The organism is Polaromonas sp. P2_G11 (assembly GCF_056403595.1).
This window is the reverse complement of record NZ_JBFUFE010000002.1, coordinates 525083-549824: the sequence shown is the minus strand read 5'-3', so window position 1 is coordinate 549824 and position 24742 is coordinate 525083. Positions and strand designations below refer to the sequence as shown.

The following is a 24742-nucleotide window of genomic DNA, read 5'->3' as shown; positions in this document are numbered from 1 at the left end:
GCTCAGAAGTTCAAGGTGCGCTTGTCGACTGCCAGCGCGGCTTCCTTGGTCGCTTCGCTCAGGGACGGATGGGCATGGCAGATGCGGGCAATGTCTTCACTGCTGGCCCGGAATTCCATGGCCACCACGCATTCGGCGATCAGTTCGCTGGCCATCGGACCGACGATGTGCACGCCGAGAATTTCATCCGTCGCGGCATCGGCCAGCATCTTCACCATCCCAGTCGTGTCACCCAGCGCGCGTGCGCGGCCGTTGGCCATAAACGGGAAAGTCCCCGCCTTGTACGCCCGGCCGGCAGCCTTGAGCTGCTCTTCGGTCTGCCCCACCCAGGCGATTTCAGGGTTGGTGTAGATCACCCAGGGAATCGTGTTGAAGTTGACGTGACCATGCTGCCCGGCAATACGCTCGGCAACCGCAACGCCCTCTTCCTCGGCCTTGTGCGCCAGCATGGGGCCGCGCACCACGTCGCCGATAGCCCAGACATTAGGCAGGCTGGTCTTGCATTCATCATCCACCACCACGGCGCCGCGCTCGTCGAGTTTCAGGCCAACGGCTTCGGGGTTCAGGCCCTGGGTGTTGGCTACCCGGCCAATGGAGATGATGAGCTTGTCCACTTCCAGGGTCTGGGCTTCACCCTTGGCATCGGTGTAGGCAACACTCACACCTTTCTTGCCGCTCTTGATCTCGCCGACCTTCACGCCGAGCGCGACTTTCAGACCCTGCTTGTCGAATGCTTTCTTTGCTTCCTTGGCGATCTGCTGATCGACTGCGCCCAGGAACGTCGGCAGGCCTTCCAGTACCGTCACGTCTGCACCCAGGCGGCGCCATACCGAGCCCATTTCCAGGCCGATCACGCCGGAGCCGATCAGGCCCAGCTTCTTGGGCACGGCGCCTATGCGCAGTGCGCCGTCATTCGACAGGATGTTTTCCTCGTCAAATGGTGCCCCCGGGAGCGCGCGGGCGTTGGAACCCGTGGCCACGACGATGTGCTTGCCGGAGATGGTTTCCTCAGCGGCACCGGCGACCTTGATGTCATAGAGGCCGTCTTTTGCAGCGACAAAGGAGCCGCGGCCGTGAAAAAAGGTGACCTTGTTCTTCTTGAACAGGTAGACGATGCCGTCGTTGTTCTGCTTGACGACAGTGTCCTTGCGGGCAAGCATCTTCGTGACATCCAGGCCCAGGCCCTTGACCTCAATGCCATGATCGGCAAAGTGGTGGCTGGCATGGTCGAAATGTTCGGACGATTGCAGCAACGCCTTGGACGGAATGCAGCCGACGTTGGTGCAGGTGCCGCCCAGGGCCGGGCCGCCTTTGGCGTTCTTCCATTCGTCGATACAGGCGACGTTGAAACCCAGTTGGGCAGCGCGAATCGCGGCAATGTAACCGCCGGGGCCGCCACCGATGACGATGACGTCGAATTGTTTAGACATATTTCTTTATTCCTTCTTGAGTTCAAACGCCCCCGCGTGGAGGACGATTCCAAATACACCGGTGCGCGCCTGCAGGCTTTCCTGCTGGGGACCTTCGCGGCCAATTTTCACGGTCGTTCCGGGCGCGGTGCTGCAGACAAACAGATGCCTGGCATCGAGGCATTCAATCCCGCCGGCGGCATGCAGCGCGGCCCAGCCGAAGCTCTCGTACTCCTCCGCGAGAAAGCGGCGCAGGGATACGGTTTCCGTAGGGGTCCGCACATCGGCAATGGTCCATCGCGCCAGGTCCATCTGGTATTTTTCAACCAGCTTCCCCGGATCAGCATCCGGCGCCTTCGCCAGTACCAGCCGGGACCCCGCCTGCGAAACGCTGACCCATTGCAGCCCGTAGTAACCGCTCCAGTTGTCGCCAGCCGACGCAGCAGCCGCAGCCAGGCCCACACTCAACGTGCAGGCCAGGCAGGCGACGAGGCGGCGCATCGACAGCCTTAGATGTCGAACAACAGGCGTGCAGGATCTTCCAGCGCTTCTTTCATCGCCACCAGGCCCAGCACAGCTTCACGACCGTCGACGATGCGGTGGTCATAGCTCATTGCCAGGTAGTTCATCGGACGGACCACGATCTGGCCGTTTTCGACCACGGCGCGGTCCTTGGTCGCATGCACGCCCAGGATCGCCGACTGCGGCGGGTTGATGATGGGCGTGGACAACATGGAGCCGAAAACACCGCCATTGGAGATCGAGAAAGTACCGCCGGACATTTCTTCAATGCCCAGCTTGCCGTCGCGTGCCTTGGCACCGTATTCGGCAATCTTCTTCTCGATGTCGGCAAAGCTCATCTGGTCTGCATTGCGCAGAATGGGCACCACCAGGCCGCGCGGGGAACCGACGGCGATGCCGATATCGAAGTAGCCGTGGTAAACGATGTCATTGCCGTCAACCGATGCGTTGAGTACAGGGTACTTCTTCAGCGCATGCACAGCGGCCTTGACGAAGAAGCTCATGAAGCCGATCTTCACGCCGTGTTCTTTTTCAAACTTTTCCTGGAAACGCTTGCGCATTTCCATCACAGGCGCCATGTTCACTTCATTGAACGTGGTCAGGATGGCGTTGGTGGCCTGCGATTGCAGCAGGCGCTCGGCGATACGCGCGCGCAGGCGGCTCATGGGCACGCGCTGCTCAGGGCGGTCACCCAGATCGGAAGGTTTGGCGGAAGCAGCAACCTGCGGCAAGGCCGCAGTAGGCACGCCTGTGGGAATGGCAACAGCAGCGGCCGGCTTGGCACCGCCAGCAGCCGCACCGAGGACATCGCCCTTGGTGACGCGACCATCCTTGCCAGTCCCGGGCACCGAGCCGGCAGCCAGGTTATTGTCGGCCATCAACTTGGCTGCAGCGGGCATGGGAACGCCAGCCATGGAACCACCGGCTGCGGGAGCAGGTGCGGAGGCCACAGCAGCGGCAGGTGCTGCAGCGGCGGCCGCCGGGGCGGCTGCAGGAGCAGCGGCACCCGCTTTGCCTTCGGTGTCGATCCGGGCAATCACCTGATCTGACACCACCGTGCCGCCGTCCGCGACGACCAGCTCGGTCAGCACGCCGGCGGAAGGCGCCGGCACTTCCAGCACCACCTTGTCGGTTTCGATCTCAATCAGGATTTCATCCACAGCGATTGCATCACCGACTTTTTTCTTCCACTGCAGCATGGTGGCCTCGGCCACGGACTCGGACAACTGGGGGACTTTGACTTCTACGATAGCCATGTTGATTCTTTCGGGTTCGTTCTTGTGTTCGTGTTCTTGGTTCGGGGAGGGGCGACCTTATTTGGTCAGCACAAAGCCCTTGAGCTTGGCAAACGCGCCGTCCACCAGCGCCTTTTGCTGCTCCTGGTGCAGGTGCGAATAACCCACAGCCGGTGATGCCGAAGCAGCACGGCCGGAATAGCCCAGTTTTTGACCTTCGAACATGTTCTCGTGGATGTAGTGCTGCACAAAGAACCAGGCACCCTGATTTTGTGGCTCGTCCTGGCACCACACGATGTCGGTGGCGTTCGGGTACTTTTTCAGCTCGGCCGCAAAAGCCTTGTGCGGGAACGGATAAAGCTGCTCAACACGAATAATGGCCGTATCGTCAATGCCCTTTTCTTCACGTTTCTTGGCCAGGTCGTAATACACCTTGCCCGAGCACGCGATGATGCGCTTGACCTTGTCTGCCTTCTTGTTGATGTCATCCTTGGTCTCGGGGATGATGGTCTGGAACCCACCCTTGGTGAATTCGGACAGCGGCGAGGTGGCGTCCTTGTTCCGCAGCAGCGACTTGGGCGTCATGATGACCAGCGGCTTGCGCAGGTTGCGCACCATCTGGCGGCGCAACACGTGGAAGATCTGGCTGGCGGTCGTCGGTTGCACCACCTGCATGTTGGTGTCCGCCGACAGTTGCATGAAACGTTCCAGGCGTGCCGAACTGTGCTCCGGGCCCTGGCCTTCATAGCCGTGCGGCAGCATCAGCGTGATACCGTTGACACGGCCCCACTTCACTTCACCGGAAGCGATGAACTGGTCGATCACGACCTGCGCGCCATTGGCGAAGTCGCCGAACTGGGCTTCCCAGATCACCAGCGTGTTCGGATCGTTCGAGGCATAGCCGTATTCAAACGCCAGAACGGCCTCTTCCGACAGGATGGAGTCGATGACAACGAACGGAGCCTGGTTGTCGGCCACGTTCTGCAGCGGCACATAGGTGCCGGTGTCGAACTTTTCGCGATTCTGGTCGTGAATGACGGCATGGCGGTGCGTGAACGTGCCGCGTCCGCAATCTTCGCCCGACAGGCGCACCGGGTAGCCACTTGCCACCAGTGAGGCAAACGCCATGTGCTCGCCCATGCCCCAGTCCACAGGGACGTCGCCGCGGCCCATGGCTGCGCGGTCGTCATACACCTTCTTGACCAGCTGATGCGGCGTCACGGTCGCGGGAATGGCCGTGATCTTGTCGGCCAGGCGCTTCCACTCGGCCATCGGGATCGCGGTGTCACCGGCATCGGTCCACTTCTTGCCCAGGTAAGGCACCCAGTCAACCGCATACTTGCTCTTGAAGTTGGTGAGAACCGGATCAAAGGTGCTCTTGCCGGCATCCAGCGCGGCGCGCGTGGCCTTGACCATGTCGTCGCCCAGGGTGTCGCCCATGCCCTGTGCCGTCAGTTTGTCGGCGTACAGGCGGCGGGTGCCGGGGTGCTGTGCAATCTTCTTGTACATCAGCGGCTGGGTCAGCGCAGGCGTGTCCTGTTCGTTGTGACCCAGCTTGCGGAAGCAGATGATGTCGACCACGACATCCTTCTGGAACTCCATGCGGAACTCGAGGGCCAGCTGGGTAGCCAGCACCACGGCTTCCGGGTCGTCGCCATTGACGTGCAGCACCGGCGCTTCAATCATCTTGACGACGTCGGAGCAGTACAGCGTCGAGCGGCTGTCGCGCGGGTCGCTGGTGGTGAAACCGATCTGGTTGTTGATCACGATGTGGACCGTTCCGCCGGTGAAATAACCGCGGGTTTCGGCCAGCGCCAGCGTTTCCATCACAACGCCCTGCCCTGCAAAAGCGGCATCACCGTGCACCAGCACCGGCAGTACCTGCAGGCCTTTGGGATCGGCGCGACGGTCCATGCGGGCGCGTACCGAACCTTCAACCACGGGATTGACGATTTCCAGGTGAGAGGGATTGAAAGCCAAAGTCAGGTGGACCGGGCCGCCAGGGGTGGTCACGTCGGAGCTGAAGCCCTGGTGGTATTTGACGTCACCGCTTGGCAGGTCTTCAGGCGCGGTGTGGTCGAACTCGGCGAACAGGTCGGCGGGGACTTTGCCCAGGGAATTGACCAGCACATTCAGGCGGCCGCGGTGGGCCATGCCGATCACTATTTCCTGCACGCCCTTGATACCGCCCTGCTGGATCAGCTCGTCCATGCAGGCGATGAAGCTTTCGCCGCCTTCCAGCGAAAAGCGCTTCTGGCCGACGTACTTGGTGTGCAGGAAACGCTCCAGGCCTTCGGCTGCGGTCAGCCGGTCCAGGATGTGGAGCTTCTTTTCCTTGGTGAAATTGGGTTTGCTGCGAATCGATTCGAGCTTTTGCTGCCACCAGCGCTTGTGGTTCTGGTCGGTCGCGTACATGTACTCGGCGCCAATCGTGCCGCAGTAGGTTTCGCGCAGCGCGTTCATGAGCTCGCGCAGGCTCATGGTGTCTTTGCCGAAGAACGTGTTGCTGGTGTTGAACACGGTTTCCTGGTCGGCGTCGCTGAAACCGTAGAAAGACGGCTCCAGTTCGGGAATCTTGTCGCGTTCGGCACGCTTGAGTGGATCCAGGTCGGCCCAGCGTGCGCCGACGTTGCGGTAGGCGGCGATCAGTTGCTGGACGGCCGTGCGCTTGCGGCCCATTTCGGAGTCGGCGCCGCTGGCGACCACAACTTTGGTCTGGCCCTGCTTGGCGCGCTCGGCAAAGGCGTTGACGACCGGCAGATGCGGAACGTCCTTGGCATTGCTGCCGTCGACGGCGGGAACGTGCTGGAGTGCGTCGAAATACTCGCGCCAGTTGTCGGGCACGCTGCCGGGGTTGGCAAGGTAGTTTTCGTACATCTCTTCGACATAGGGCGCGTTGCCGCCGAAGAGATAGGTGTTGCCTTGATAGGCTGAATAGACGGACGATGCCGTCGGGATGGAACTCATATCCGCTGACCTCCGTTTCCCTTGGGGAAACATTAGCTGGTTAAAGCTGGTTAATTAACCTTCCGCAACACGGCTGGACCGATTAGCGGATGCGACTGTGGCAGGAAGGGCCTTCAGAAACAACCCAGATTGTGCCACCGAACTGTGACAGCGGAAAGACGGTGCTCATGACCATACCCGAAAAGGCCATGGCTTCTACGCACGCCCAACGCTCCCACATACCTCTTACATGCTCTCACATGCTTCGAAGCTACTGCTGCATTTGGGGGCTGAAAGTCAGACGGCAAGGCCCGGATTGCCGGTCACACCCACAAGCCGCGGAGTGTTGGGTTTGACAGGTTGAATGACCTTTTTGGCCTTCAGATAGCTTTCCACCACCTCCCAGACCGGGGGACCGGCATTTTTGCTGGCCTCGGCCACCGGCGCCCAGCCGGCCACCTTGTAAGTCTTGCCGGCTTCGATGGGCTTGCCGCCCAGACGCATGTCCTGGATGCGCTCACCCATTTTGGCGCCGGGCTCGCAGGTGTAGGTCAAACCGCCCACACGCACCATGTCGCCGCCCTGCTGATAATACGGGTCGGGGTTGAACAGGTTGTCGCCCACGTCCTCCAGGATGGTCTTGATCATGTCGCCGCGCATGTCCGTCAGCGTGGTCCAGGGATACGTGATCGCAGTCTGGTCCATCACGTGCTCGCGCGTAATGGCCTGGCCGGGCAGCAGAGAGGTTCCCCAGCGGAATCCGGGCGAAAACGCGATCTCGGCGCCACGCACATTCATCAGGGCGTCCAGGATCAGCTGGTCAAAGCTGCCGTTGAAGTTGCCGCGGCGGTACAGCGTGCCTTCCGTCACAGCCAGTTTTTCACCCAATTTGGCGGTGTAAGGCGCCCTCACCTTGTCGATCAGCGTATTCATGGCCGCATCGGCCGGCAACAGATTGGCAAACACCGGCAGCAGCCGGTAGTTGAAACCGGCCACCTTGCCGTCCTTGACGTTGAGGTCCAGCACGCCCAAAAACTTGCCGTTGCTGCCAGCGTTGGTCACGATGGTCTGCCCGCCGGGGTTTTTGACGATGACAGGCACCGGCACGCCGTCATGGGTGTGGCCGCCCAGAATCACGTCGATCCCCGTGACACGCGAGGCCATCTTGAGGTCCACATCCATGCCGTTGTGGCTGAGCAGCACCACGGCTTGCGCTCCTTTGGCACGCGCCTCATTCACCGTTTCCTGCATCTCGCTTTCGCGGATGCCGAAAGTCCAGTTCGGCGTGAGCCAGCCAGGATTGGCGATCGGTGTGTAGGGAAAAGCCTGGCCGACGATGGCAACAGGCACGCCATTCATTTCCTTGATGACGTAGGGCTTGAACACCGGGTCGCCGAAGTCGCTGGTTTTGACGTTTTGCGCGATAAAGTCAATCTTGCCGGCAAAGTCCTGCTCGACGATTTTTTTGATGCGCTCTTCGCCATAGGTGAAGTCCCAATGGCCCGTCATCACATCCACGCCCAGCAGCCTGGCTGCATCCACCATGTCCTGGCCCTGTGTCCAGAGCGCCGTGGCGCTGCCCTGCCAGGTGTCACCGCCGTCGAGCAGTAAGGCACCCGGCCGGCCAGCCTTCAGTTGCTTTACCAGCGTTGCAAGATGTGCAAAGCCGCCCACCTTGCCGTACTGGCGCGCGGCCCGCTCAAAGTTCAGGAAGGTCAACGCATGCGCCTCGGGCGTACCCGACTTCAGGCTGGCGGCCTTGAGCAGATGTTCGCCCACCAGGTGCGGCGCCTGCCCGCGCATCGCCCCCACACCCAGATTGACGGAGGGTTCGCGGAAATAGATCGGCAGCAGCTGGGCATGGCAATCGGTCATGTGCAGCAGATGCACATTGCCGGTGCGCGGCAGCTCGTACAGGCCCGCAGCCTGGGCGGCGCCGGCCTCACGCTGGAGGGGAAAACCGGCGGCCAGCGCAGCGGCCATGACACTTGCAAACTCTCGGCGGGACAGGTTCATGGCGTTGGTCATCCTGCCCGGTTACCCAGGCAAAGCATCAGATTGCTATCAATTCAGGAGCTGCTTGCGCTCGTCACTATTGGCCTGGCGGCACAAAACACTCAAATCACTTGTTGACAGGCGAATTCGGATCCAGCAGCAGCGCCATCACGTCACGAATCTGCTGCTCGTTCAGGATGGCGGCATGGCCGAACCTCGGCATGTCGGAACACGCGTTGTAGGCTTTGGCGTTCCACAGCTTGCCCCAGGTGTACTCCACGATGGGTTTGCTCTCGGGTGACGCCGGATTGCTTACACCGCGCAGCTTGCCGTAGTTGTAAAGGCTGGGGCCGATGGAGCCGAAAGACAGCTCGGCCTTGCTGATCTGGTGGCAGTTGTAACAGCTGCCGCCATTGGCTTCGCCGGGCTTGTCGCTCCAGGTCAGGCCGCGGCCGTTCTGCGCAATTTTTTCGCCTTCACTCCAGCTACCGAGGTACTTGCCATCGGAAGGCAGTTTCACGGTTTTGAGGTTGGCTTCTTCAATGGCTTTGGCTGCTTTTTCCTCCAGCGGCTTGCCGGCGGCTTCCGAGCAGGCCTGGTTGGAAGCGTCCAGCGTCAGGCGGTCCATCTTCGCGATGCCCTGCTCACGGAAGGAGCTTTTCAGCACCTGCTGGGTGGCTTCGTCTACCTCCTGCGCCGTGGGCGCAATGGCGCAACTGGACAGGAAAAAGGCGGTCAATGCCAGGCAGGCGGAAGACAGGGCGGCTTTGGTGTAAATCGTGTTCATCAGTTCTCTCCTGCCTGATTAGCGTTTGAGGGCCGGCGCAATGGAAGCACCGCCCTTGCTGTTGACGCCCATGAACACGCCCAGGGCGATGGTGGCGTCGGAGGCGTAGCCCGGGAAAGGGAAACGCTGCTGGCGATAACAGTCATTCAGGCGGCGCTGCATGCTCCACAGATCCCCGCTTGAGACCCGGTAGGCCGGCCAGGCGCCAAAACCGTTGCCGGCGCCGGGCTGTTTGGTGAGGTTGGGCAAATCCTGCAGGCGGACACGCTTGTTGTCTTCACCATGGCAGGATGCACAGGAAAAGTCGTAAGGTCCGCCGCGCAGGTAAAACACCTTCTTGCCGACCTCGTACATCAGCTTTTCCTTGGCGTGCGACTGCGGCACCTTGAAGGTCATGTCGCGCGATTCACCCGAGATATAGGCCACCAGCGACTCGATGGACTTCTGCTCACCCGCACCGAAAGGAGTTTTGGCGATCTCGGCGGCATTAAAACCCTGCAATTGCTCCATGCAGGTCAGCAGGCGCGACTCCATGTCCTGCACCCGCTGGGTGTCGGCAAAGAAGCGCGGCAGCTCGACGAAAGCACCTTTCACCACGCCCGGGCCCTTGCCCAGGTCGCATTTTTCAAGCGAGGCATTTTTGGGGCCGCGCGCCTGTTTCCAGAGTGCCTCGCCACGGGCTTCGTACAGCTCGGCCGGGTTGCCGTCGGCCAGCATGGCGCGGTATTCGGCAATACCTTCAGCGGTGCTCTTCTGCGCCGCAGCAGGCAATGACAAGATGGCCGTGGCGGCCAGGGCCGCCAGCCCAAACAGGCTCAACTTCATCGTGGACTCCTCAAATATCGTTGTGGGGCAGCAAAGGGGGCGCGGCGGGAAACCGTCGGGATTCAGGCAATGACGGCTTCGTCGGTACGCTTGTCGCCGTGGTTGTCGACCCAGCTGACCGCGATCTTGTCGCCAGCCTTGCCACCTTTGAAGCTGAACTGCACAAAAGGGTTCTTGGAAACGGCCGTGCCCCACTGCGCGCTCATCACGGTCTTGCCGTTCCAGGTGGCGCTGATGTTCTGGATAAACCAGGCCGGGACGGTCTTGCCGGCCGCATCCTTGCGCTGGCCGCTTTCCATTTCGTGGCTCACCAGCACGCGCACGGTGGTTTTATCGCCTTGGGCCTGTGCCCGGATTCGCATCGGTTCTGACATTTTTTTCTCCTGATTTCAAGGGTTGTGGTGGTTGTCGAAGTCGGGACGGCTTAACCGCCGCAACCGCCCAAAGTCACCTTCACTTCCTTGACCGCATAAAAGTACTTGTCACCGGCCTTGGCCAGTGCATAAACATTGGATGACTGGCCCATCTTGATGTTGGTCGAGACGTTGGCGTCGGTGCCGGCGGGAATCTCGAACACGGCAGCCAGCGCGCTGGGGTTCTTTTCGACAACGAGCGCAATTTGGGTGGTGTTGGCAATGTTGCTTTGCGCGCCGACACGCACCACATTGCCGTTCTCGGCAATTTCGGGCGCCTGCAGCAGCAGGTCCTTGCTTTCAACCGGAGCGCTGGTCGCGCCCATGGCCTTGGCGGCATCTGCCAGGGACTTGCTGTCAAAAGCGGCTTTGTTCCAGCCTGGCGCGTTTTGCGCGTGGGCCGGGTTCAGCCCGGTGGCCGCTACCAGCACCAGCGCAGTGGCGCCAGAACTGCTGGCCAGAAAATCACGACGTTCCATGGTGAACTCCTTTTTTATATAACTTGAATGTCTGAAAAACTAACAACGATTGGACACAAAAACGTCAAGCCGTGGAACGGTACTTATCCCGACCACGCTGTGAAAAAGTTAAAGCCGGCTGTCTCGACATCGTCAATTTCCATGTGCCTCATTTTGACGCGCCTTGAGCCAGCCATTGGGAAATCTGCGCCGACTCCGCCGCACTCAGTGCCTGCGGCGGCATGGGGATTGCGCCCCAGACACCCTGCCCTCCGGCCTTGATTTTGCCCGAGAGGTAAACCGTCGCGTCGGCGCGGTCTTTATATTTGTTGGCTATATCCTTGAAGGATGGCCCCACCATCTTGCTGTCCATGCCATGGCAGGCGGTGCAGGTATTTTTTTGCAGCAACGGCATGACGGACGCAACGCCGGGCGCGGCGGTTTTAACGACAGCTGGCAGCTGCACAGCAACAACCGGCGTGGAGTTTGCTATCTTTTCAGGAGCTGCTTGCGCACGTCCTGTCTGGTTTGGGGCCGTATTTGATTCAAATATTCCGGCCATGGGCGGCCGGGTGGTGTCCACACCCCGGCTGGCACCCACCAGTCGCGACTGCTCGGCCAGGTTGCCATGGGCGTTGCGTGCATAGTCTGGCAAAAAGCTTTTGACCACCACCTCGCCGGCGCAATTTTTCATGCAGGCCGAGCCCTGGACATCGGGGCGCGCCGTGCCGCCCAGCTCCTTGCCCGGCCACATCGCGTGCGACGTCGTCATGCCGTTGCGGTTGGGCAAACGGGCCTGTACCTCGCGGATATTGGCGTCCGACAAGGTGAAGTTGTCGGGCAGGATATTGCCCAGGTTCAGGATGTAGGCAGTGACGGCATAAACCTCGTCGGCCGTCAATGTTTTGGGGGCATTCCACGGCATGGCGCGGTTGATGTAGTCCCAGAGCGTCGACAGCGTGGAGACTTTCATCAATGTGGTGCGGTTCGGCTGGTTGGAGCCAGGCATCAGACCATCCACGCGGCCATTCTTGATGTCTTCAGCCGTGACGCCGCCGGCAATCGGCGTGAACACTTCGGACGACTCGGCAAAACTGCCGTGGCAGGACGCACATTGCGCCTCCCAGATCACTTCACCCTGCCGTACCGAGCCCTGCCCTTTGGGCAGGCCCTTGAAGTCGGGCCGCACGTCAATGTCCCAGGCTTTGACTTCCGCCGGTGTCGCCGTGCGGCCGATGCTGGAGAGAATCACCGGTTTATCAGCAGCCGCAGCCCATTGGGTAACACCCGCCAGCAGCAGCGAGCCCATCGCAACGCGGACGCCATGAGAAACGGACAAAGCCTTAGATCTGGACATTTTTCACCTCGCCGTTTTCTTCCAGCGACCACGACTGGATGGCGTTGTTGTGATAAATGCTGCGGGACGCTCGCACTTTGCGCAGTTCGTTGTACGTCGGCTGGATCTGGCCGGTCTCGTCAACAGCGCGGCTCTGGAAAATGGCGGGTTTGCCGTCCCACACAAAATCGGCATTAAAACGCGTCAGGCATTTGGCCAACACCGGCCCCTCCAGGCGCGCCGGCGCCCAGTTGCGCCCACCGTCCACGGAAACGTCCACACGTTTGATCTTGCCCCGGCCGCTCCAGGCCAGCCCCGTGACGTTGTGAAAGCCCTTTTGCAGCAGTACCTGCCCGCCGCTGGGCGAGGTCACCACGCTTTTGACTTCCTGGATGCTGGTGTATTGCCGGTGCAGGCCGCTGGGCTGCAGGTCGACGTAATGGATCGTCTCATCCTTGGTGCCATAAGGCATGTCGCCCACCTCGATGCGCCGCAGGTATTTGATCCAGCTCACGCCCTGCACGCCCGGCACGATAAGCCGCAACGGGTAGCCGTTTTCAGGGCGCAGCATTTCGCCGTTCTGGCCATAGGCCACCAGCACCTCACCGCTCATCACCAGGCTCATGGGGATGGTGCGGGTCATGCCTGAGCCGTCGGCCCCCTCGGCCAGAATGAATTTGGCGCGCTTGAGGTCGGCACCGCACAGCTCCAGCAGGGTGCGCAAGGGCACGCCGGTGAATTCGCTGCAGCTCAGCATGCCGTGGGTGTACTGCACCGTTGGCACCGCCGAGTTGCCCCACTCCATGCCGGTGTTGGCGCCGCATTCGATGAAGTGCATGCGGCTGACGTTCGGCAGGCGCATCAACTCATCCATGCTGAACACCATGGGGCGCTTGAGCATGGCGTCATCGGAGCCATTGACCATCAGCCGGTGTTTCGATGGGTCGATGTCCCACCAGCCCTGGTGGTGGCGTTCAAAGTGCAGGCCGCTGGGGGTGATGATGCCGAAGAGGCCCTGCAATGGGCAAAAGCTCACGCTGGCCTGGCCGATGCGCGTGAGGCCCGGGCTCTCGCGGCGCTGCAGGTTTTTTTCCCATTCGCTGGGCAGGCCGTAACCACGGGCCGCCACGGGCTGGCCCAGGCCCTTGCTGTGGGCGGGAAGGTTCAGGATATTGGCATCGCCCTCCGGAGTCGCTGCCCGGGCCTGACCCACCGCCGCCACCCCGGCTGACGCAGCTGCAAACGCGCCGGCCAGAAAACCGCGGCGCCCGGCGCGCACGTCCGCTATTTGCGCCCCTGAGAGGAAATTCTCCGGCGCGCGCTGTAAAAAACGGCTCAGCATAAAGGGCGTTCTTTCGGTTCAGGCGTCTTGGGAGGCGGATCGCGGCGACAGGCTTTCGGCCGGCGACAATCCGCCCGGCTCATCCAGCTCGATGGCGATCTGGGTGCAGACACTGCGGCACAGCGCCACGGCTTTTTCGCTTTGAACGCGGTAAATCACCTGGGTGCCTTCCTTGCGCTTGGCCAGCACACCGGTGCGGTACAGCACGGCCAGATGCTGGGAAAGATTGGGCTGGGTGGTGTCGATCTCCGCCAGCAACTCATTCACGGACTTTTCACGTTCGCACAAGGCGCTCAAGACACGCAAGCGCATCGGCGTCGCGAGCACAGCGAACAACTCGGCCGCCAGCTCAAACACACGGCCTCTCTCGACTTGCGCACTGGTCTGGATCATCTCGTTCATAGCGATTTATTCTTAATATAAGTAGTTGCTGATATTAAGCCTGAAGCCGCCTCAAAAAACCCGTAAATACCCTAGGCACGCAAGGCGAACACGTAAATATGACCAACCGACCCGCCAAACGCCGAAAAGGTGTTGCCTCCATGCACTTGCGCAGGGCGGCAAAGGTGTAAAAAAGCGTTGAAAGACCCCTCATCGTGATATAAAACTTTTGTTACTTACGAGTTGTTACCCGGGACCGGTAAAACCCAATACTTATGTCTTCAAAAAAATCCTTCATCTTCAAAAGTACCGGCATCCTTCTCGCCGTCATGATGGCCGCTGCAGCGCATGCGGAAGTCGATGCACTGGTCAGTCAGGCGCGTACGCTGCTCGACCAGAGCCAGGCACAAAAAGCCTTCGATCTGCTTGAGCCCCAGGAAACCGCACGCGCAGGCGACCCCGACTTCGACACGGTGCTGGGTATCGCCGCCAACGACACAGGGCAATTCACCCGCGCCATATTCGCGCTCGAACGCGTGCTGGCGGTGCAGCCGGCCAACTCCCGTGCGCGCGCGGAGCTTGGACGGGCACTTTTTGCCGTCGGGGACAACGCCGGCTCGCGCAAGGTGTTACTGGAAGCCAAACAAGACAACATCCCGACGGAGGCCGCCGCCACCATCGACCAATTCCTGCAAGCCATTGATCGCACGGAAGAAGCCGCCCGCTCGTCCGTCAAACCGTACCTGGAAGCCAGCGTCGGCTACGACACCAATGTCAACAGCGGCCCCGGCAATCCCAATGTCGCGGTTCCGCTTTTTGGCGGCGCAATTTTCACCCTCAATGCTTCGGGTGTCGAGACCAGGGATGCCTTCATGACTCTGGGTGGCGGGCTGTCAGCCCGTTACGTCGTCGACCCGCGCTGGTCGTTGATCGCGAACGCAAGCGGCAATGCGCGCGTCAATGCCAAGTACAACGACTTCAACACCGGCCAGGTTGATGTCAACGCCGGTGCCAGCTACCGCTACGAAAAGCATGAATTCACCGGTGTCGTCCAGGCCGGCAGCTATACCGTCGCCGGATCCCGCGCGCGCGACCAGCAAGGCCTGGTCGGCGAATGGACCTACCGCATCGACGGCTTCCGCCAGTGGAGCACTTACCTGCAATGGGGCGAGTTGAGCTATCCGGGTCAATCGCTTCGTGATGCGGACCGAACCGTGCTGGGTACGTCCTACGCCCATGCATTCCGCGACGGTTTGCTGGTCTTCGGGGGTATTTATGTGGGTGCCGAGAAGGAAAAAGCCAGCGGCGTTCCGCACATGGGCCACCACCTGTTCGGCATCCGGTTGGGTACACAGAAATCCATCAGGGACGACCTCGCCTTTTTTGGCAATATCAGTTATGAAGACCGCAAATACGGTGGCACCGATCCGCTGTTCCTGGTCACCCGCACCGACAGGCAGCTCAATCTGAACCTTGGCCTCAACTGGGTCCCCGCCAAACTCTGGCGCGTGACGCCGCAGTTGTCGCTGACCTCCGTCAAGTCAAACATTGCCATTTCCGACTACAACCGCAGCCTTTTCTCCGTGACCGTGCGCCGCGACTTCTAAACCTGCCGTGCCGACTGAACACGCCCCGCCAGACACCCCATGAAAACCATCCGGGAAAGCTCTCTCAAACACGCCGCGCTGTCGGTCGTGATTGCGGCGGCCTTCCCCGCGCAATCATTCGCCGCCGAATCGGCCGGCGTGGCGCAGTTCATCGCCGGCGACGTCAACGTGCTGCGTGCGAACGGCAAAACCGAGGCGCTGACCAAGGGCAAACCGCTGGAAAGCGGCGAATCCATACTGACGAGCACCGCGGGTCGCGCCCAGGTCCGGTTTTCGGATGGCGGCCTGGTGTCACTGCAGCCCAATACCGAGTTCAAAATCGCCAATTATGTCAACGAGGCTGACCCCAAGCAGGACCGTTTCCTGGTCGACCTGTTGCGCGGCAGCATGCGGGCCATCACCGGCCTGATCGGCAAGCGCAACCGCGAGAACTACAAGGTCACTACCACCACGGCCACCATAGGTATACGCGGTTCCGGCTTCAGCGTGGGCTACAACCCGGACGGATCACTGGGCATCACGACGGAACTGGACGCCATTGAGGTCTGCAACGCCGGTGGCTGCGTCGGCCTGACGGCCGGCGAGTCGGTGCGAGTCATTAACAGCTCCGAGGCGCCAGTTCGCACCAATACACGGGCCAACGTGCCGACGCCGCCGCCCGTCCAGGAGGTGGTCGTTGCGGGGAACCAGACCACGTCCGATGGCAAGCCCGCCATTGTCCCCACCACACCCGTCAAACAGGTGTTCACCGACCTGGCCGCCGCGATTGCGTTCACCGACAGCGCGGCCAACCCGGTGGTCGAAAGCTACTACCCCGAGGCCGGCACCGCTGTGCTGACCAGCTTCCTCAGCGGCAAACCCATCGATGTCGACAGCCTCGACAGCCGCAACGTCCTGACCCAGTTCCGCAGCACGCCCGGCCTCACCACGATGGAAAAGGGCGCGCTGGGTGCGCCGTCCGATCCCGACTTCGTCGGTTGGGGCAGCTGGGTGACGGGACAAAAGTTCGTGGGAGGCTCGCCCAGCGCGATTGAATCCGTTCACTTTGTGATGGGCCGGCCGACGCCGACGGCTCAGATGCCGGCCGACAACATGCAGGGCACCTACCAGTTCGCCGGCGGCACCGCCTTCTCCAGCCTGCTGGGTGCGGGTCAGCTTGTAAGCGGTTCGCTGGTCGCCAATTTCGGCGCCTACAGCCCAGGCCAGGGCTATGGCAACCTGGACCTCACCACGCGCTTCGGCGGCAATGACTATGGCGTCAGCAGCAGCATCGACATCAACAACGCCAAAATCACTAACTCCTCGGGCGCGAATGTCACCGGCTTCTTCACCGGCAACAATGCCAGCCGTGCCGCACTGGTCTACAGCGCCTCATCGGTTACCGGCGCGGGCCCCAGCGCGGGCCAGGTTTCCGGTGCGGCCGTTTTCCAGCAGACCAGCCTGGTCGTAAGACCCCCCCTTTAAACGGGCCGTCCCCAGCCCCACAGCAGCCCAGTGCGTACCCCTTAAAAAATACCGGAGAACCCACCATGACCCCGCAGTTCAAACTAAAGCACACCGCCCTGGCCATGGCGCTGGCCGCCATTTACCCACTGCAGACCCTGGCAGCGCCTTCCGCGGGCGTGGCCCAGTTCACCACCGGCGAAGTCAGTTTGCGGCGCACGGACGGCAAGACCGACGCGCTGGTCAAAGGCAAGGATATCGAAAGCGGCCAGGCCATCATTACCGGCCTCGATGGCCGCGCCCAGGTGAAGTTCTCCGATGGCGGTGTCGTTTCGCTGCAGCCGGGAACAGAGTTCAAGGTCGCCAACTATGTAGACAAGGCCGACCCGAAGGAAGACCGCTTTCTGGTCGACCTGCTGCGCGGCAGCATGCGGGCCATCACCGGATTGATCGGCAAACGCAACCGTGAAAACTACCGTGTCACCACCACGACGGCCACCATTGGTATCCGCGGCTCTGGCTTCAATGCTGGGTACAACCCGGACGGCTCGCTGAGCGTGACAACCGAGCTGGATGCGATTGAGGTCTGCAATGCGGGGGGATGTGTCGGGCTGACGGCAGGTGAGTCTGTCCGGGTGGTCAACAACACAGACACGCCGAAACGAACGAATGTACGCCCGCCCATACCCACACCCGAACCTCCAATAGAGCCCATCATCATCAATAAAGCGGTTGTGACCGATGTCAAGCCAGTCAACACAGGCACGTTCACAAATTTCAAGTCAACCGCAACCTACCACTCGCAGGGCAATTTCGGACCTTCCACCATTTCGCCTGTTGCCACGGGCACTTCCGCAACCATTGACACCGGCAAACTGACCGCGCTCAGCGCCAATGGCAAGGATTTCACCCCCACCATCAACGCCTTTGCAGGCTCGGCGGGCTCTACCGACGCGGGCGACTTTATCGGTTGGGGTTCGTGGACCACGGGCACACGCAACCCAGGCGGCACGAACATCAATGATCTCCACTACATCATCGGCCAGCCTACCCTGGTGATGCCCACAACGGGCACCCTCAGCTACAACCTGATCGGCCAGACGCCAGTCACGGGCTACGACACCTCCGTACAGGCGGCAGTGGCCTCCGGAACCCTGACATCCGCAACGTTCAGCGTCAACTTCGGCACGGCCAAGCTGAGCATGGGCGTGGTCACGACACTTGGCGGTTTTGCGGCATCCAATATCAGTGTTGCAGGCGGGCAGTTCAGCTACTCCAACGGTGGACCGGTTTTCACCGTGGACGGTTTCTTCACCGGGGTGAATGCAAGCCGTGCCGGCATGGTTTACACCGGCACCAACGGAAACATTCGCTATTCAGGCGCAGCAGCATTTGCCGCGCCCTGATGGGGGCGGCCGGTCACCGTTCACTTGAGATAGAACGCCAGGTCGCGCTCCGTTGCGTCGGGGCCGTGCACCTGGCTGGCCCGCTCTTGCGCTGCCATGCCCAGCTGAAGCCTTAAATCCACCGAATCATTGAGCGACATCAGGGCATCGAATGCCTGCTCCTGCGAGCGGATCAAAAAACCCGAGATGCCCTGCTCGATCACTTCGGCGTAGCCGCCGTTCACGTGGGCCACTACCGGCAAACCGGCACCCATGGCCTCCAGCACCACCCGTCCATACGCCTCGAAAAAGTTTCCGGTGCGGTAGAACATCGCATCCAGTGAACGGTAAAAATCCGGCACAGACTCCGCACCCGCAGGCAGCAACTCAATGCCCTCGGTTCCGGCCAAACCCGGCGCCAGGCAGGTTCCGCCCATGACGCGAACCCGTATGCCGCGGCTGGCCAGCATGCGGTAAAGCGAAAGGTCCTGCGGGTTGTGCTTTTCCAGCAGATCACGGCTGGCACGCCCAACCGTGAAAGGCCGCGGTTGGGCTCCACCATGCGGCCATCGGGCAAAACGTTCAACGGCAACCGCTGAAAAGGGCGTGAGGTCGAGCAGGCTGGGAATGACGCGCCCGGTCAATGCCGCAGTGCGGCGCAGCCAGTCGGACACAAAAACAATCTCAGGGTCGAGGCCGGTGTATTCCCGCACGCCTTCGACAATGGCAAACAGCTGCCCCTGGTGTGAAATGTTGTGGAAAAGAATGATTCGTTGAAACCGCGTGTATTTCAGCCAGATTCCCGGCTGCAGATGCACGCCGCCTATCAGCAGCGTACCCTCCCTGGGAAACTGGTGCGCAAAGGGCTGCACGGCGGTAATGCCCTCGGGCGCGTACGCCGGGTGCACCGGCACATCGGACCACAGCTTGACCGCGCGCCTGCCGGCCAGAAGCCGCGCGAGGTCCAGCAGTTCCCGCTCCGCGCCCGTGTACAACTCGCCGAACCGGCCTAGCAGGTGCAGCGCGCCGAGGTCGGTGAAAGTGAGGCCTTGGGTCATTAGCCGCGATTATCTCCGCGCCCGCCTGAGTCCCCGAACCCACCGTGCCACATAATTCCTGCATGCACGACGGCGACACAGTTGCGATGGATAAAAACCCCCGCCCCTCTAACCGTGAGGCAGATCACGAGGCCTGGATGTCGCAAGGCAGCCAGCTGGACAGCACCGGCCAGCCCGAACTGGCGCTCGCGGCTTTTGAAAAGGCGCACGCCCTCTCGCCGACGGACGTCAATTCGGCATCTGCCTGCGCCACCCTGCTTAGCGTGCTGGATCGCCCGCAGGCCGCCTACCGAACGCTGCTGGGCGTTGAAGCATCACTGCTGCAGGACGCCGACGGCGCAGCCAACCTGGCGATTGCAGCAGAGGGTTGCGGTGACCTTGAAAAGGCCCAGGCGGCCTACGCACGGGCCCTGGAACTCAACCCCGACCACCTGCGTTCCCTGAACAACGTCGCCATCCTGGCGGCTGGCTCATCGCAGTGGGACCTGGCCATTCACTTGGCCCGCAAGTGCCTTGATCTTCAGCCCGGCCACCCGCCTTACCACGCCAACCTCGCCGAATACCTCTCAGGCGCGCGGCGCTACGCCGAGGCCGTGGAAGCCACCAGGCTTGCCCTGGCGCAATTTCCTGAACATGCCGAGCTGAGACTTCGGCACCTCGCGCTTCTGGCTTTCACCGGTGAGCTCGAAAAAGCCGACGCTGCCCTGAAAGACCTCGATGGCAACACCCGCAACCTGCTGGGTGAGTTCCTGCTGAAACTGGAAACCGCCGAAGGTGCTGCGCTGGAGGGCACCATCCATGGCAAGGCCATCGACCACGTGGCGGACGACGCGCTGCAAATCCACACCCGGCAAGCCTTCCGCAATATGGCCATCGGCGATTGGCGGCATCACCACAAGCTCACGGATATCCTGCAGAAGGCCCTGGCTGAATCCCTTGCCACCCAAAAACCCCGCGACTGGGGCGATGCGCCTTTCCACGGACTGGTACTCGCCATGGATGAAGACGCGCTGCAGCAGATGCGCCGGCAAACTCTCGACGCAGTGAAAAGCCGGCTCAAACCCTGCCCGCCGTTCAAGCGCGATTCGCGCACACGCCGCCTCCAGAGCGACAGCCGCATCCACGTCGGCCTCGCCGTGCAAAGCCTGGCCGACACCCGGCAGATGCGGGCACTTGAGCAGCAACTCGCGCTGCACGACAGTGGCCGCTTTGCCATCCAAGTCTATGCCTTCACGGGGCGCCCGCAGCCGGAGCACCTTGAGGTTTTGCGCCGCCATGCGGCCAGTGTGAATGAACTGGGGCACATGACTGACCTCGAAGCGGTGGGGCGCATCCGCCTGGACAGGCTTGATATTTACATTGAACAGGCCCTGAACCCGGCCTGGACGCGGCAGGAAATCGCCTTGATGCGAGTCGCGCCCGTGCAGCTGCGCGAGCCTGGCCTTTACAGGCATCACGTACCCGGCGCATGGGACTACACCGTGTCCGATCACTTCATCCACCCGCAGGTGGAGGAGCAAGCCGGCCCCATCGGCCGCCTTCCGCAAACTTGCTGGCCGGGAAGCTTTGGCATGGATGCCGAGCCCACGACCCCTTCCCGCGAAAAAGCCGGGTTGCCCGCGGACGCCCTGGTGCTGTGTTCATGCCTGTTGCCGCCCCTGCTGGATGCAGCCACCTTCGCCAGCTGGATGAAAGTGTTGCGGTCGCTGCCCGACGCCGTACTGTGGCTGCCTTTTTGCAGCCGGGCCGCCGCCAACCTCGTGCGCGAAGCACAGGCTGCGGGCGTGGGTGTACAGCGGCTGATCTTTTCAGCCCTTGCCGCCTGGCCCGAGATACCCGCCCACCTGGGCTGTGCCGACCTGTTCCTGGACACGTTGCGCCTCAATGCCTCGCCCGGACTGGAAGAGGCGCTGCGCCAGGGCGTTCCCGCGCTCACCTGCCCCGGCAGCAGCATGGCCGCGCGCATGGGTGCAAGCATTCTGCAGGCTGCCGGCCTGCCTGAATGCATTCTGGAAAGCCCGCAGGCTTATGTTGCGGAGGCTGTGCGGCTAGGCCGCAATCCTGAGGCGTTGCAGGAGCTGAAAACCAGGCTGCACACAGCGCGGAACAAAACACCGCCCCCTCCCCTGTTTGATGCGGCTGCGCGTGTCAAGGACCGGGAAGCCGCCTGGGCCCACATGGCGGAACGCTCGCGCGCAGGCTCGCCGCCGGTGGCGTTCGACGCGAGCGCCGCACAGGCCGTCGACACCTGATTATTTGCTATCAATACAATAGCTGCCTGCGCACACCCCTATTGGCCTGCAGGCGTTTTTTCTTCTGAATTTGCGGCTTGACCCGCCAAACTGCGGCCCTACCTACTGCGTGATAGCGCAGACTTCGCCGGTCGGCGGCAAACCAAGCTGGCTCTTGGCAGCGGCGACATTGGCCATCTGTCCTGACGTCACACCATTCTTGACGGCCGTCAGCTCCGCCAGGATGGAAATCGCAATCTCGGACGGCGTCTTGCTGCCGATGTAAAGGCCGATCGGGCCGTGCAGCTTGCCTAGCTCTTCGGCCGTCATGTCGAAGTGCTCGGCCAGCCTTTCACGGCGGCGCTGGTTGTTCAGCCGTGAGCCGATGGCGCCTACATAAAACGCCTCAGAGCGCAAAGCCTCCATCAGCGCCAGGTCGTCCAGCTTGGGGTCATGCGTCAACGCAATCACCGCGCAGCGGGCGTCCAGCTTCATGGCCTGCACCACGTCGTCGGGCATGCCGGTGGCCAGCTCCACGCCTTCTACCTGCCAGCTGTCACGGTATTCCTCGCGCGGGTCGCACACCGTCACGGCGTAGTCCATGCCCTGCGCAATCTGCGCCACAAAGCGCGACAGTTGCCCGGCGCCGATGATCAGCAGTCGCCAGCGCGGGCCGTGCAAGGTCACCAGCGCGGCTTCAGACACCTGCATGCCCTGGCTGGGCTGGGCCGCGCTGAGTGTGACGGCGCCCGTGTGCAAATCAAGGCGGCGCGCCACCAGCTCACCGGCCTGCAGACGCTGCAGCAATTCATCGATGCGGCTTGCTTTTGACAAAGGTTCTATGGCCAGCTCAATGGTGCCGCCGCAAGGCAGGCCAAAGCGGCGCGCCTCGTCGGCTGAAACGCCATAAGTGACGATGGCCGGTTGCGTCTGGCTGAGGCCCTCGCGGCGGGCCCGGTCGATCATGTCGTCTTCAATGCAGCCGCCCGACACCGAACCCACCACCCGGCCGTCTTCACAGATGGCCAGCATGGAGCCTTCAGGCCGCGGGCTGGAGCCCCAGGTTTTAAGCACAGTCACCAGTTCGCAGCGCAGGCCTGCGGCCAGCCACTGCGATGAGGTCTTCAGAACTTCGAGGTCAATGTTATCCATGCGTCAAATGCTAGCAGCCCGCAGTTTTTTCTGCCTCGGCCCGGCCTCAAAGCCCTGCGGCCTCAAGCCTTCGCCAGGTTGTCATTGAGCGGCAGCGTGCGCACCCGCTTGCCGGTGGCGGCAAACACCGCGTTGGCCACCGCGGGCGCCACCAGCGCCGTGGCCGGCTCGCCAATGCCGCCCGGCTTCTCGGTGCTGGGCACCAGGGTGATGTCCATCACCGGCGACTCATGCATGCGCAGCACGGGGTAGTCGCCGAAATTGGTCTGCTGCACCCGGCCCTTGTCTAGCGTGATCTGGTTATTCAACGCGGCTGACAGGCCAAACACAATGCTCGACTGGATCTGTGCCTGCACCGTGTCGGGGTTGACCATGCGGCCCAGGTCGGCCACCACCGTCACCTTGTGCACCGTGATCTGGTTGTCCTTCACCGACACCTCGGCCACCTGCGCCATGTAGGTGTCGTAACCCTCCATTAGCGCGATGCCGCGGCTACGCCCTGCGGGCGGCGGTGTGCCCCAGCCGGACTTGTCGGCCGCCATCTTCAGCACATTGGCAAAGCGCGGCTGCTTTTCCAGCAGCGACATGCGGTAGGCATACGGGTCCTTGCCCGCCGCCAGCGCCATCTCATCGACAAAGCTTTCATTGGCAAAGGCATTGAGCGCGTGGCTCACCGAGCGCCAGTAGCCCACACGCAGCCCGCTGTCGTGGATCACTAGGTCGTACTGCGTGTTCGGGATGTCGTATGGCATCACGCCGGCTTCGGCCATGAAGGGGTCCAGCGTGTCCTTGGGCAGGCCGAAGGCGCGCTGCGTGATGGACTGCGAGGTGACCTTGAAATTGAGCGCCACCGGCTTGCCGTCGGCTCCCAACCCGGCCGAAAGCTGGTTGACGGCCATGGGCCGGTAGAAGTCGTGCGTGGTGTCGTCCTCGCGGCTCCAGAGCAGCTTGACGGGCTTGCCCACGGCTTTGGAGATTTGCGCCGCCTGTACGATGAAGTCCAGCTCCAGCCGCCGGCCAAAGCCGCCGCCCAGGAAGGTGGTTTTCAGCGTGATGTCTTCGGGCTTGATACCCAGGGCCGCCGCCACGCTGCCTTCAGCCCCCTGCTGGAACTGCGTGGGGCCGATCAGCAGGATCTTGCCGTTCTTGTAGTCGGCCGTGAAGTTCATCGGCTCCAGCGTGGCGTGCGCCAGCAACGGCGACACGTACTCGGCTTTCAAGGTCTTGGCCGCACCCTTCATCGCGCCGGCGGTATCGCCCTTGGGCGCGATGATGGGTATCACCTTGCCGCTGTCGGCCGCCTTGCGAATGCCGTCCAGCATGCTCGCGTTGCTGATGGCCGCGACCGGGCCTTCGTCCCATTGCACCGTCAATGCCTGGCGCGCCTTGTACGCATGCCAGTAGCTGTCGGCCACCACGGCCACGCCATCGGGAATCTGCACCACGTCGATCACGCCCGGCATGGCCTTGGCCCTGGCCGCGTCAAAGCTGGTGACCTTGCCGCCGATCACCGGACATTGCTGCAGGCTGGCGTAGACCATGCCGGGTAGCTTCACGTCAATGCCGAATTCGGCTGTGCCGTTGACCTTCATCGGTGTGTCCAGCCGCTTGGTGGGTTTACCGACCACAGTGAAATCTTTCGGGTCTTTCAGCACCACTTTTTCCGGCACTGGCAGCTTCGATGCCGCCTCGGCCAGTGAACCGTAAGTCGCCTTCTTGCCGTTCGGCCCGATCACCATGCCGTTCTCAGCCTTCAGCGTCGACGCATCGACATTCCACTTCGCAGCAGCCGCCGACACCAGCATCATGCGCACCTGCGCGCCGGCGATGCGCAGCTTTTCCCAGCCGTCACGCACCGAGGTCGAGCCGCCGGTGATCTGTGCGCCCAGCAAGGCGTTGGTATAGACCTTGCCCGGAGGCGCAATCGCCACCTTGATCTTGCGCAAATCCACATTCAACTCTTCGGCAATCAACATCGGCATGGAGGTATACACGCCCTGCCCCATCTCGGAGCGCGCAGACAGCAGCGTGATGGTGTTGTCGTCGGCAATGTGCACCCAGGCATTGGGGGTGTAGAGCGTGCCCGCGGCCTGGGTTGCCAGCGGCAGGCCCAGCGTGACGCCCATCATCAACCCGCCCGTGACGGCTGATGAGGCTTTGAGGAAAGTACGGCGATCAGGGCGATCGAGGGAGACCAGTGTGTTGGCAGTCATGATC

19 protein-coding genes are annotated in these 24742 nt (G+C 61.9%); 4 read left to right on the top strand and 15 right to left on the bottom strand.

The window, feature by feature from the left end:
- Positions 1-2: 2 nt before the first annotated feature.
- From lpdA to AC1DWQ_RS09075, 12 genes are all read right to left on the bottom strand, one after another.
- Complete coding sequence (lpdA, locus tag AC1DWQ_RS09130) at positions 3-1430, bottom strand: dihydrolipoyl dehydrogenase (protein WP_477669346.1); 1428 nt, start codon at positions 1428-1430, stop codon at positions 3-5.
- 6 nt (positions 1431-1436) lie between these two features.
- Complete coding sequence (locus AC1DWQ_RS09125) at positions 1437-1910, bottom strand: hypothetical protein (protein ID WP_477669345.1); 474 nt, start codon at positions 1908-1910, stop codon at positions 1437-1439.
- 8 nt (positions 1911-1918) lie between these two features.
- The gene (gene odhB / locus AC1DWQ_RS09120; RefSeq protein ID WP_477651148.1) at positions 1919-3187 is read right to left on the bottom strand and encodes a 2-oxoglutarate dehydrogenase complex dihydrolipoyllysine-residue succinyltransferase; all 1269 of its coding nucleotides are present in this window, start codon (positions 3185-3187) and stop codon (positions 1919-1921) included.
- Between the two features lie 57 nt (positions 3188-3244).
- A complete protein-coding gene (locus tag AC1DWQ_RS09115; protein WP_477669344.1) occupies positions 3245-6133 on the bottom strand; it encodes a 2-oxoglutarate dehydrogenase E1 component in 2889 nt (962 codons plus the stop codon).
- A 276-nt stretch (positions 6134-6409) separates the two neighbouring features.
- On the bottom strand, positions 6410-8128 hold the full coding sequence (gene soxB, locus AC1DWQ_RS09110) for a thiosulfohydrolase SoxB (RefSeq protein ID WP_477669343.1): 1719 nt from the start codon (positions 8126-8128) through the stop codon (positions 6410-6412).
- Between the two features lie 106 nt (positions 8129-8234).
- The gene (gene soxX / locus AC1DWQ_RS09105; protein WP_477669342.1) at positions 8235-8894 is read right to left on the bottom strand and encodes a sulfur oxidation c-type cytochrome SoxX; all 660 of its coding nucleotides are present in this window, start codon (positions 8892-8894) and stop codon (positions 8235-8237) included.
- Positions 8895-8912: 18 nt separating this feature from the next.
- Complete coding sequence (soxA, locus tag AC1DWQ_RS09100; protein WP_477669341.1) at positions 8913-9719, bottom strand: sulfur oxidation c-type cytochrome SoxA; 807 nt, start codon at positions 9717-9719, stop codon at positions 8913-8915.
- A 62-nt stretch (positions 9720-9781) separates the two neighbouring features.
- Entirely contained in the window at positions 9782-10093 is a 312-nt protein-coding gene (soxZ, locus tag AC1DWQ_RS09095) for a thiosulfate oxidation carrier complex protein SoxZ (RefSeq protein ID WP_457280652.1), read from the bottom strand.
- Positions 10094-10143: 50 nt separating this feature from the next.
- Positions 10144-10611 (bottom strand): thiosulfate oxidation carrier protein SoxY, encoded by a 468-nt coding sequence (gene soxY, locus AC1DWQ_RS09090; protein ID WP_477669340.1) that lies wholly within the window; start codon positions 10609-10611, stop codon positions 10144-10146.
- A 148-nt stretch (positions 10612-10759) separates the two neighbouring features.
- Complete coding sequence (locus AC1DWQ_RS09085; protein WP_477669339.1) at positions 10760-11947, bottom strand: c-type cytochrome; 1188 nt, start codon at positions 11945-11947, stop codon at positions 10760-10762.
- Positions 11934-13268, bottom strand: coding sequence for a sulfite dehydrogenase (gene soxC, locus AC1DWQ_RS09080; protein ID WP_477669338.1), 1335 nt, complete (start codon positions 13266-13268; stop codon positions 11934-11936). The genes AC1DWQ_RS09085 and soxC overlap by 14 nt, the downstream gene beginning before the upstream one ends.
- Before the next feature lie 18 nt (positions 13269-13286).
- Positions 13287-13670, bottom strand: coding sequence for an ArsR/SmtB family transcription factor (locus AC1DWQ_RS09075; protein WP_477669337.1), 384 nt, complete (start codon positions 13668-13670; stop codon positions 13287-13289).
- A 254-nt stretch (positions 13671-13924) separates the two neighbouring features.
- Between AC1DWQ_RS09075 and AC1DWQ_RS09070 the strand changes: the two genes are divergently transcribed.
- The 3 genes from AC1DWQ_RS09070 (at position 13925) to AC1DWQ_RS09060 (ending at position 18105) form a co-directional block, all read left to right on the top strand.
- On the top strand, positions 13925-15256 hold the full coding sequence (locus tag AC1DWQ_RS09070) for a surface lipoprotein assembly modifier (protein WP_477669336.1): 1332 nt from the start codon (positions 13925-13927) through the stop codon (positions 15254-15256).
- A gap of 39 nt (positions 15257-15295) precedes the next feature.
- Positions 15296-16720 (top strand): FecR family protein, encoded by a 1425-nt coding sequence (locus AC1DWQ_RS09065; protein ID WP_477669335.1) that lies wholly within the window; start codon positions 15296-15298, stop codon positions 16718-16720.
- A 65-nt stretch (positions 16721-16785) separates the two neighbouring features.
- Positions 16786-18105 carry a FecR family protein gene (locus tag AC1DWQ_RS09060; RefSeq protein ID WP_477669334.1) on the top strand — a complete coding sequence of 440 codons (1320 nt, stop codon included), beginning with the start codon at positions 16786-16788 and terminating at the stop codon, positions 18103-18105.
- A gap of 20 nt (positions 18106-18125) precedes the next feature.
- Here AC1DWQ_RS09060 and AC1DWQ_RS09055 read toward each other — a convergent pair whose 3' ends face one another.
- Positions 18126-19142, bottom strand: coding sequence for a glycosyltransferase (locus tag AC1DWQ_RS09055; RefSeq protein ID WP_477669333.1), 1017 nt, complete (start codon positions 19140-19142; stop codon positions 18126-18128).
- 86 nt (positions 19143-19228) lie between these two features.
- Between AC1DWQ_RS09055 and AC1DWQ_RS09050 the strand changes: the two genes are divergently transcribed.
- Positions 19229-21394: an O-linked N-acetylglucosamine transferase family protein gene (locus AC1DWQ_RS09050; RefSeq protein WP_477669332.1), complete on the top strand. Its 2166-nt coding sequence runs from the start codon at positions 19229-19231 to the stop codon at positions 21392-21394.
- 102 nt (positions 21395-21496) lie between these two features.
- On the opposite strand, the gene AC1DWQ_RS09045 is transcribed toward AC1DWQ_RS09050, so the two are convergent.
- Positions 21497-22525, bottom strand: a complete 1029-nt coding sequence (locus AC1DWQ_RS09045) for an XdhC family protein (protein WP_477669331.1) — start codon at positions 22523-22525, stop codon at positions 21497-21499.
- A gap of 62 nt (positions 22526-22587) precedes the next feature.
- The gene (locus tag AC1DWQ_RS09040) at positions 22588-24738 is read right to left on the bottom strand and encodes a xanthine dehydrogenase family protein molybdopterin-binding subunit (RefSeq protein ID WP_477669330.1); all 2151 of its coding nucleotides are present in this window, start codon (positions 24736-24738) and stop codon (positions 22588-22590) included.
- Between the last annotated feature and the right edge of the window lie 4 nt (positions 24739-24742).

Coding starts and splice junctions, on each gene's coding strand:
- lpdA (WP_477669346.1), bottom strand. CDS start 1,430: ATGTCTAAACAATTCGACGTCATCGTCATCGGTGGCGGCCCCGGCGGT.
- AC1DWQ_RS09125 (WP_477669345.1), bottom strand. CDS start 1,910: ATGCGCCGCCTCGTCGCCTGCCTGGCCTGCACGTTGAGTGTGGGCCTG.
- odhB (WP_477651148.1), bottom strand. CDS start 3,187: ATGGCTATCGTAGAAGTCAAAGTCCCCCAGTTGTCCGAGTCCGTGGCC.
- AC1DWQ_RS09115 (WP_477669344.1), bottom strand. CDS start 6,133: ATGAGTTCCATCCCGACGGCATCGTCCGTCTATTCAGCCTATCAAGGC.
- soxB (WP_477669343.1), bottom strand. CDS start 8,128: ATGAACCTGTCCCGCCGAGAGTTTGCAAGTGTCATGGCCGCTGCGCTG.
- soxX (WP_477669342.1), bottom strand. CDS start 8,894: ATGAACACGATTTACACCAAAGCCGCCCTGTCTTCCGCCTGCCTGGCA.
- soxA (WP_477669341.1), bottom strand. CDS start 9,719: ATGAAGTTGAGCCTGTTTGGGCTGGCGGCCCTGGCCGCCACGGCCATC.
- soxZ (WP_457280652.1), bottom strand. CDS start 10,093: ATGTCAGAACCGATGCGAATCCGGGCACAGGCCCAAGGCGATAAAACC.
- soxY (WP_477669340.1), bottom strand. CDS start 10,611: ATGGAACGTCGTGATTTTCTGGCCAGCAGTTCTGGCGCCACTGCGCTG.
- AC1DWQ_RS09085 (WP_477669339.1), bottom strand. CDS start 11,947: ATGTCCAGATCTAAGGCTTTGTCCGTTTCTCATGGCGTCCGCGTTGCG.
- soxC (WP_477669338.1), bottom strand. CDS start 13,268: ATGCTGAGCCGTTTTTTACAGCGCGCGCCGGAGAATTTCCTCTCAGGG.
- AC1DWQ_RS09075 (WP_477669337.1), bottom strand. CDS start 13,670: ATGAACGAGATGATCCAGACCAGTGCGCAAGTCGAGAGAGGCCGTGTG.
- AC1DWQ_RS09070 (WP_477669336.1), top strand. CDS start 13,925: ATGTCTTCAAAAAAATCCTTCATCTTCAAAAGTACCGGCATCCTTCTC.
- AC1DWQ_RS09065 (WP_477669335.1), top strand. CDS start 15,296: ATGAAAACCATCCGGGAAAGCTCTCTCAAACACGCCGCGCTGTCGGTC.
- AC1DWQ_RS09060 (WP_477669334.1), top strand. CDS start 16,786: ATGACCCCGCAGTTCAAACTAAAGCACACCGCCCTGGCCATGGCGCTG.
- AC1DWQ_RS09055 (WP_477669333.1), bottom strand. CDS start 19,142: ATGACCCAAGGCCTCACTTTCACCGACCTCGGCGCGCTGCACCTGCTA.
- AC1DWQ_RS09050 (WP_477669332.1), top strand. CDS start 19,229: ATGGATAAAAACCCCCGCCCCTCTAACCGTGAGGCAGATCACGAGGCC.
- AC1DWQ_RS09045 (WP_477669331.1), bottom strand. CDS start 22,525: ATGGATAACATTGACCTCGAAGTTCTGAAGACCTCATCGCAGTGGCTG.
- AC1DWQ_RS09040 (WP_477669330.1), bottom strand. CDS start 24,738: ATGACTGCCAACACACTGGTCTCCCTCGATCGCCCTGATCGCCGTACT.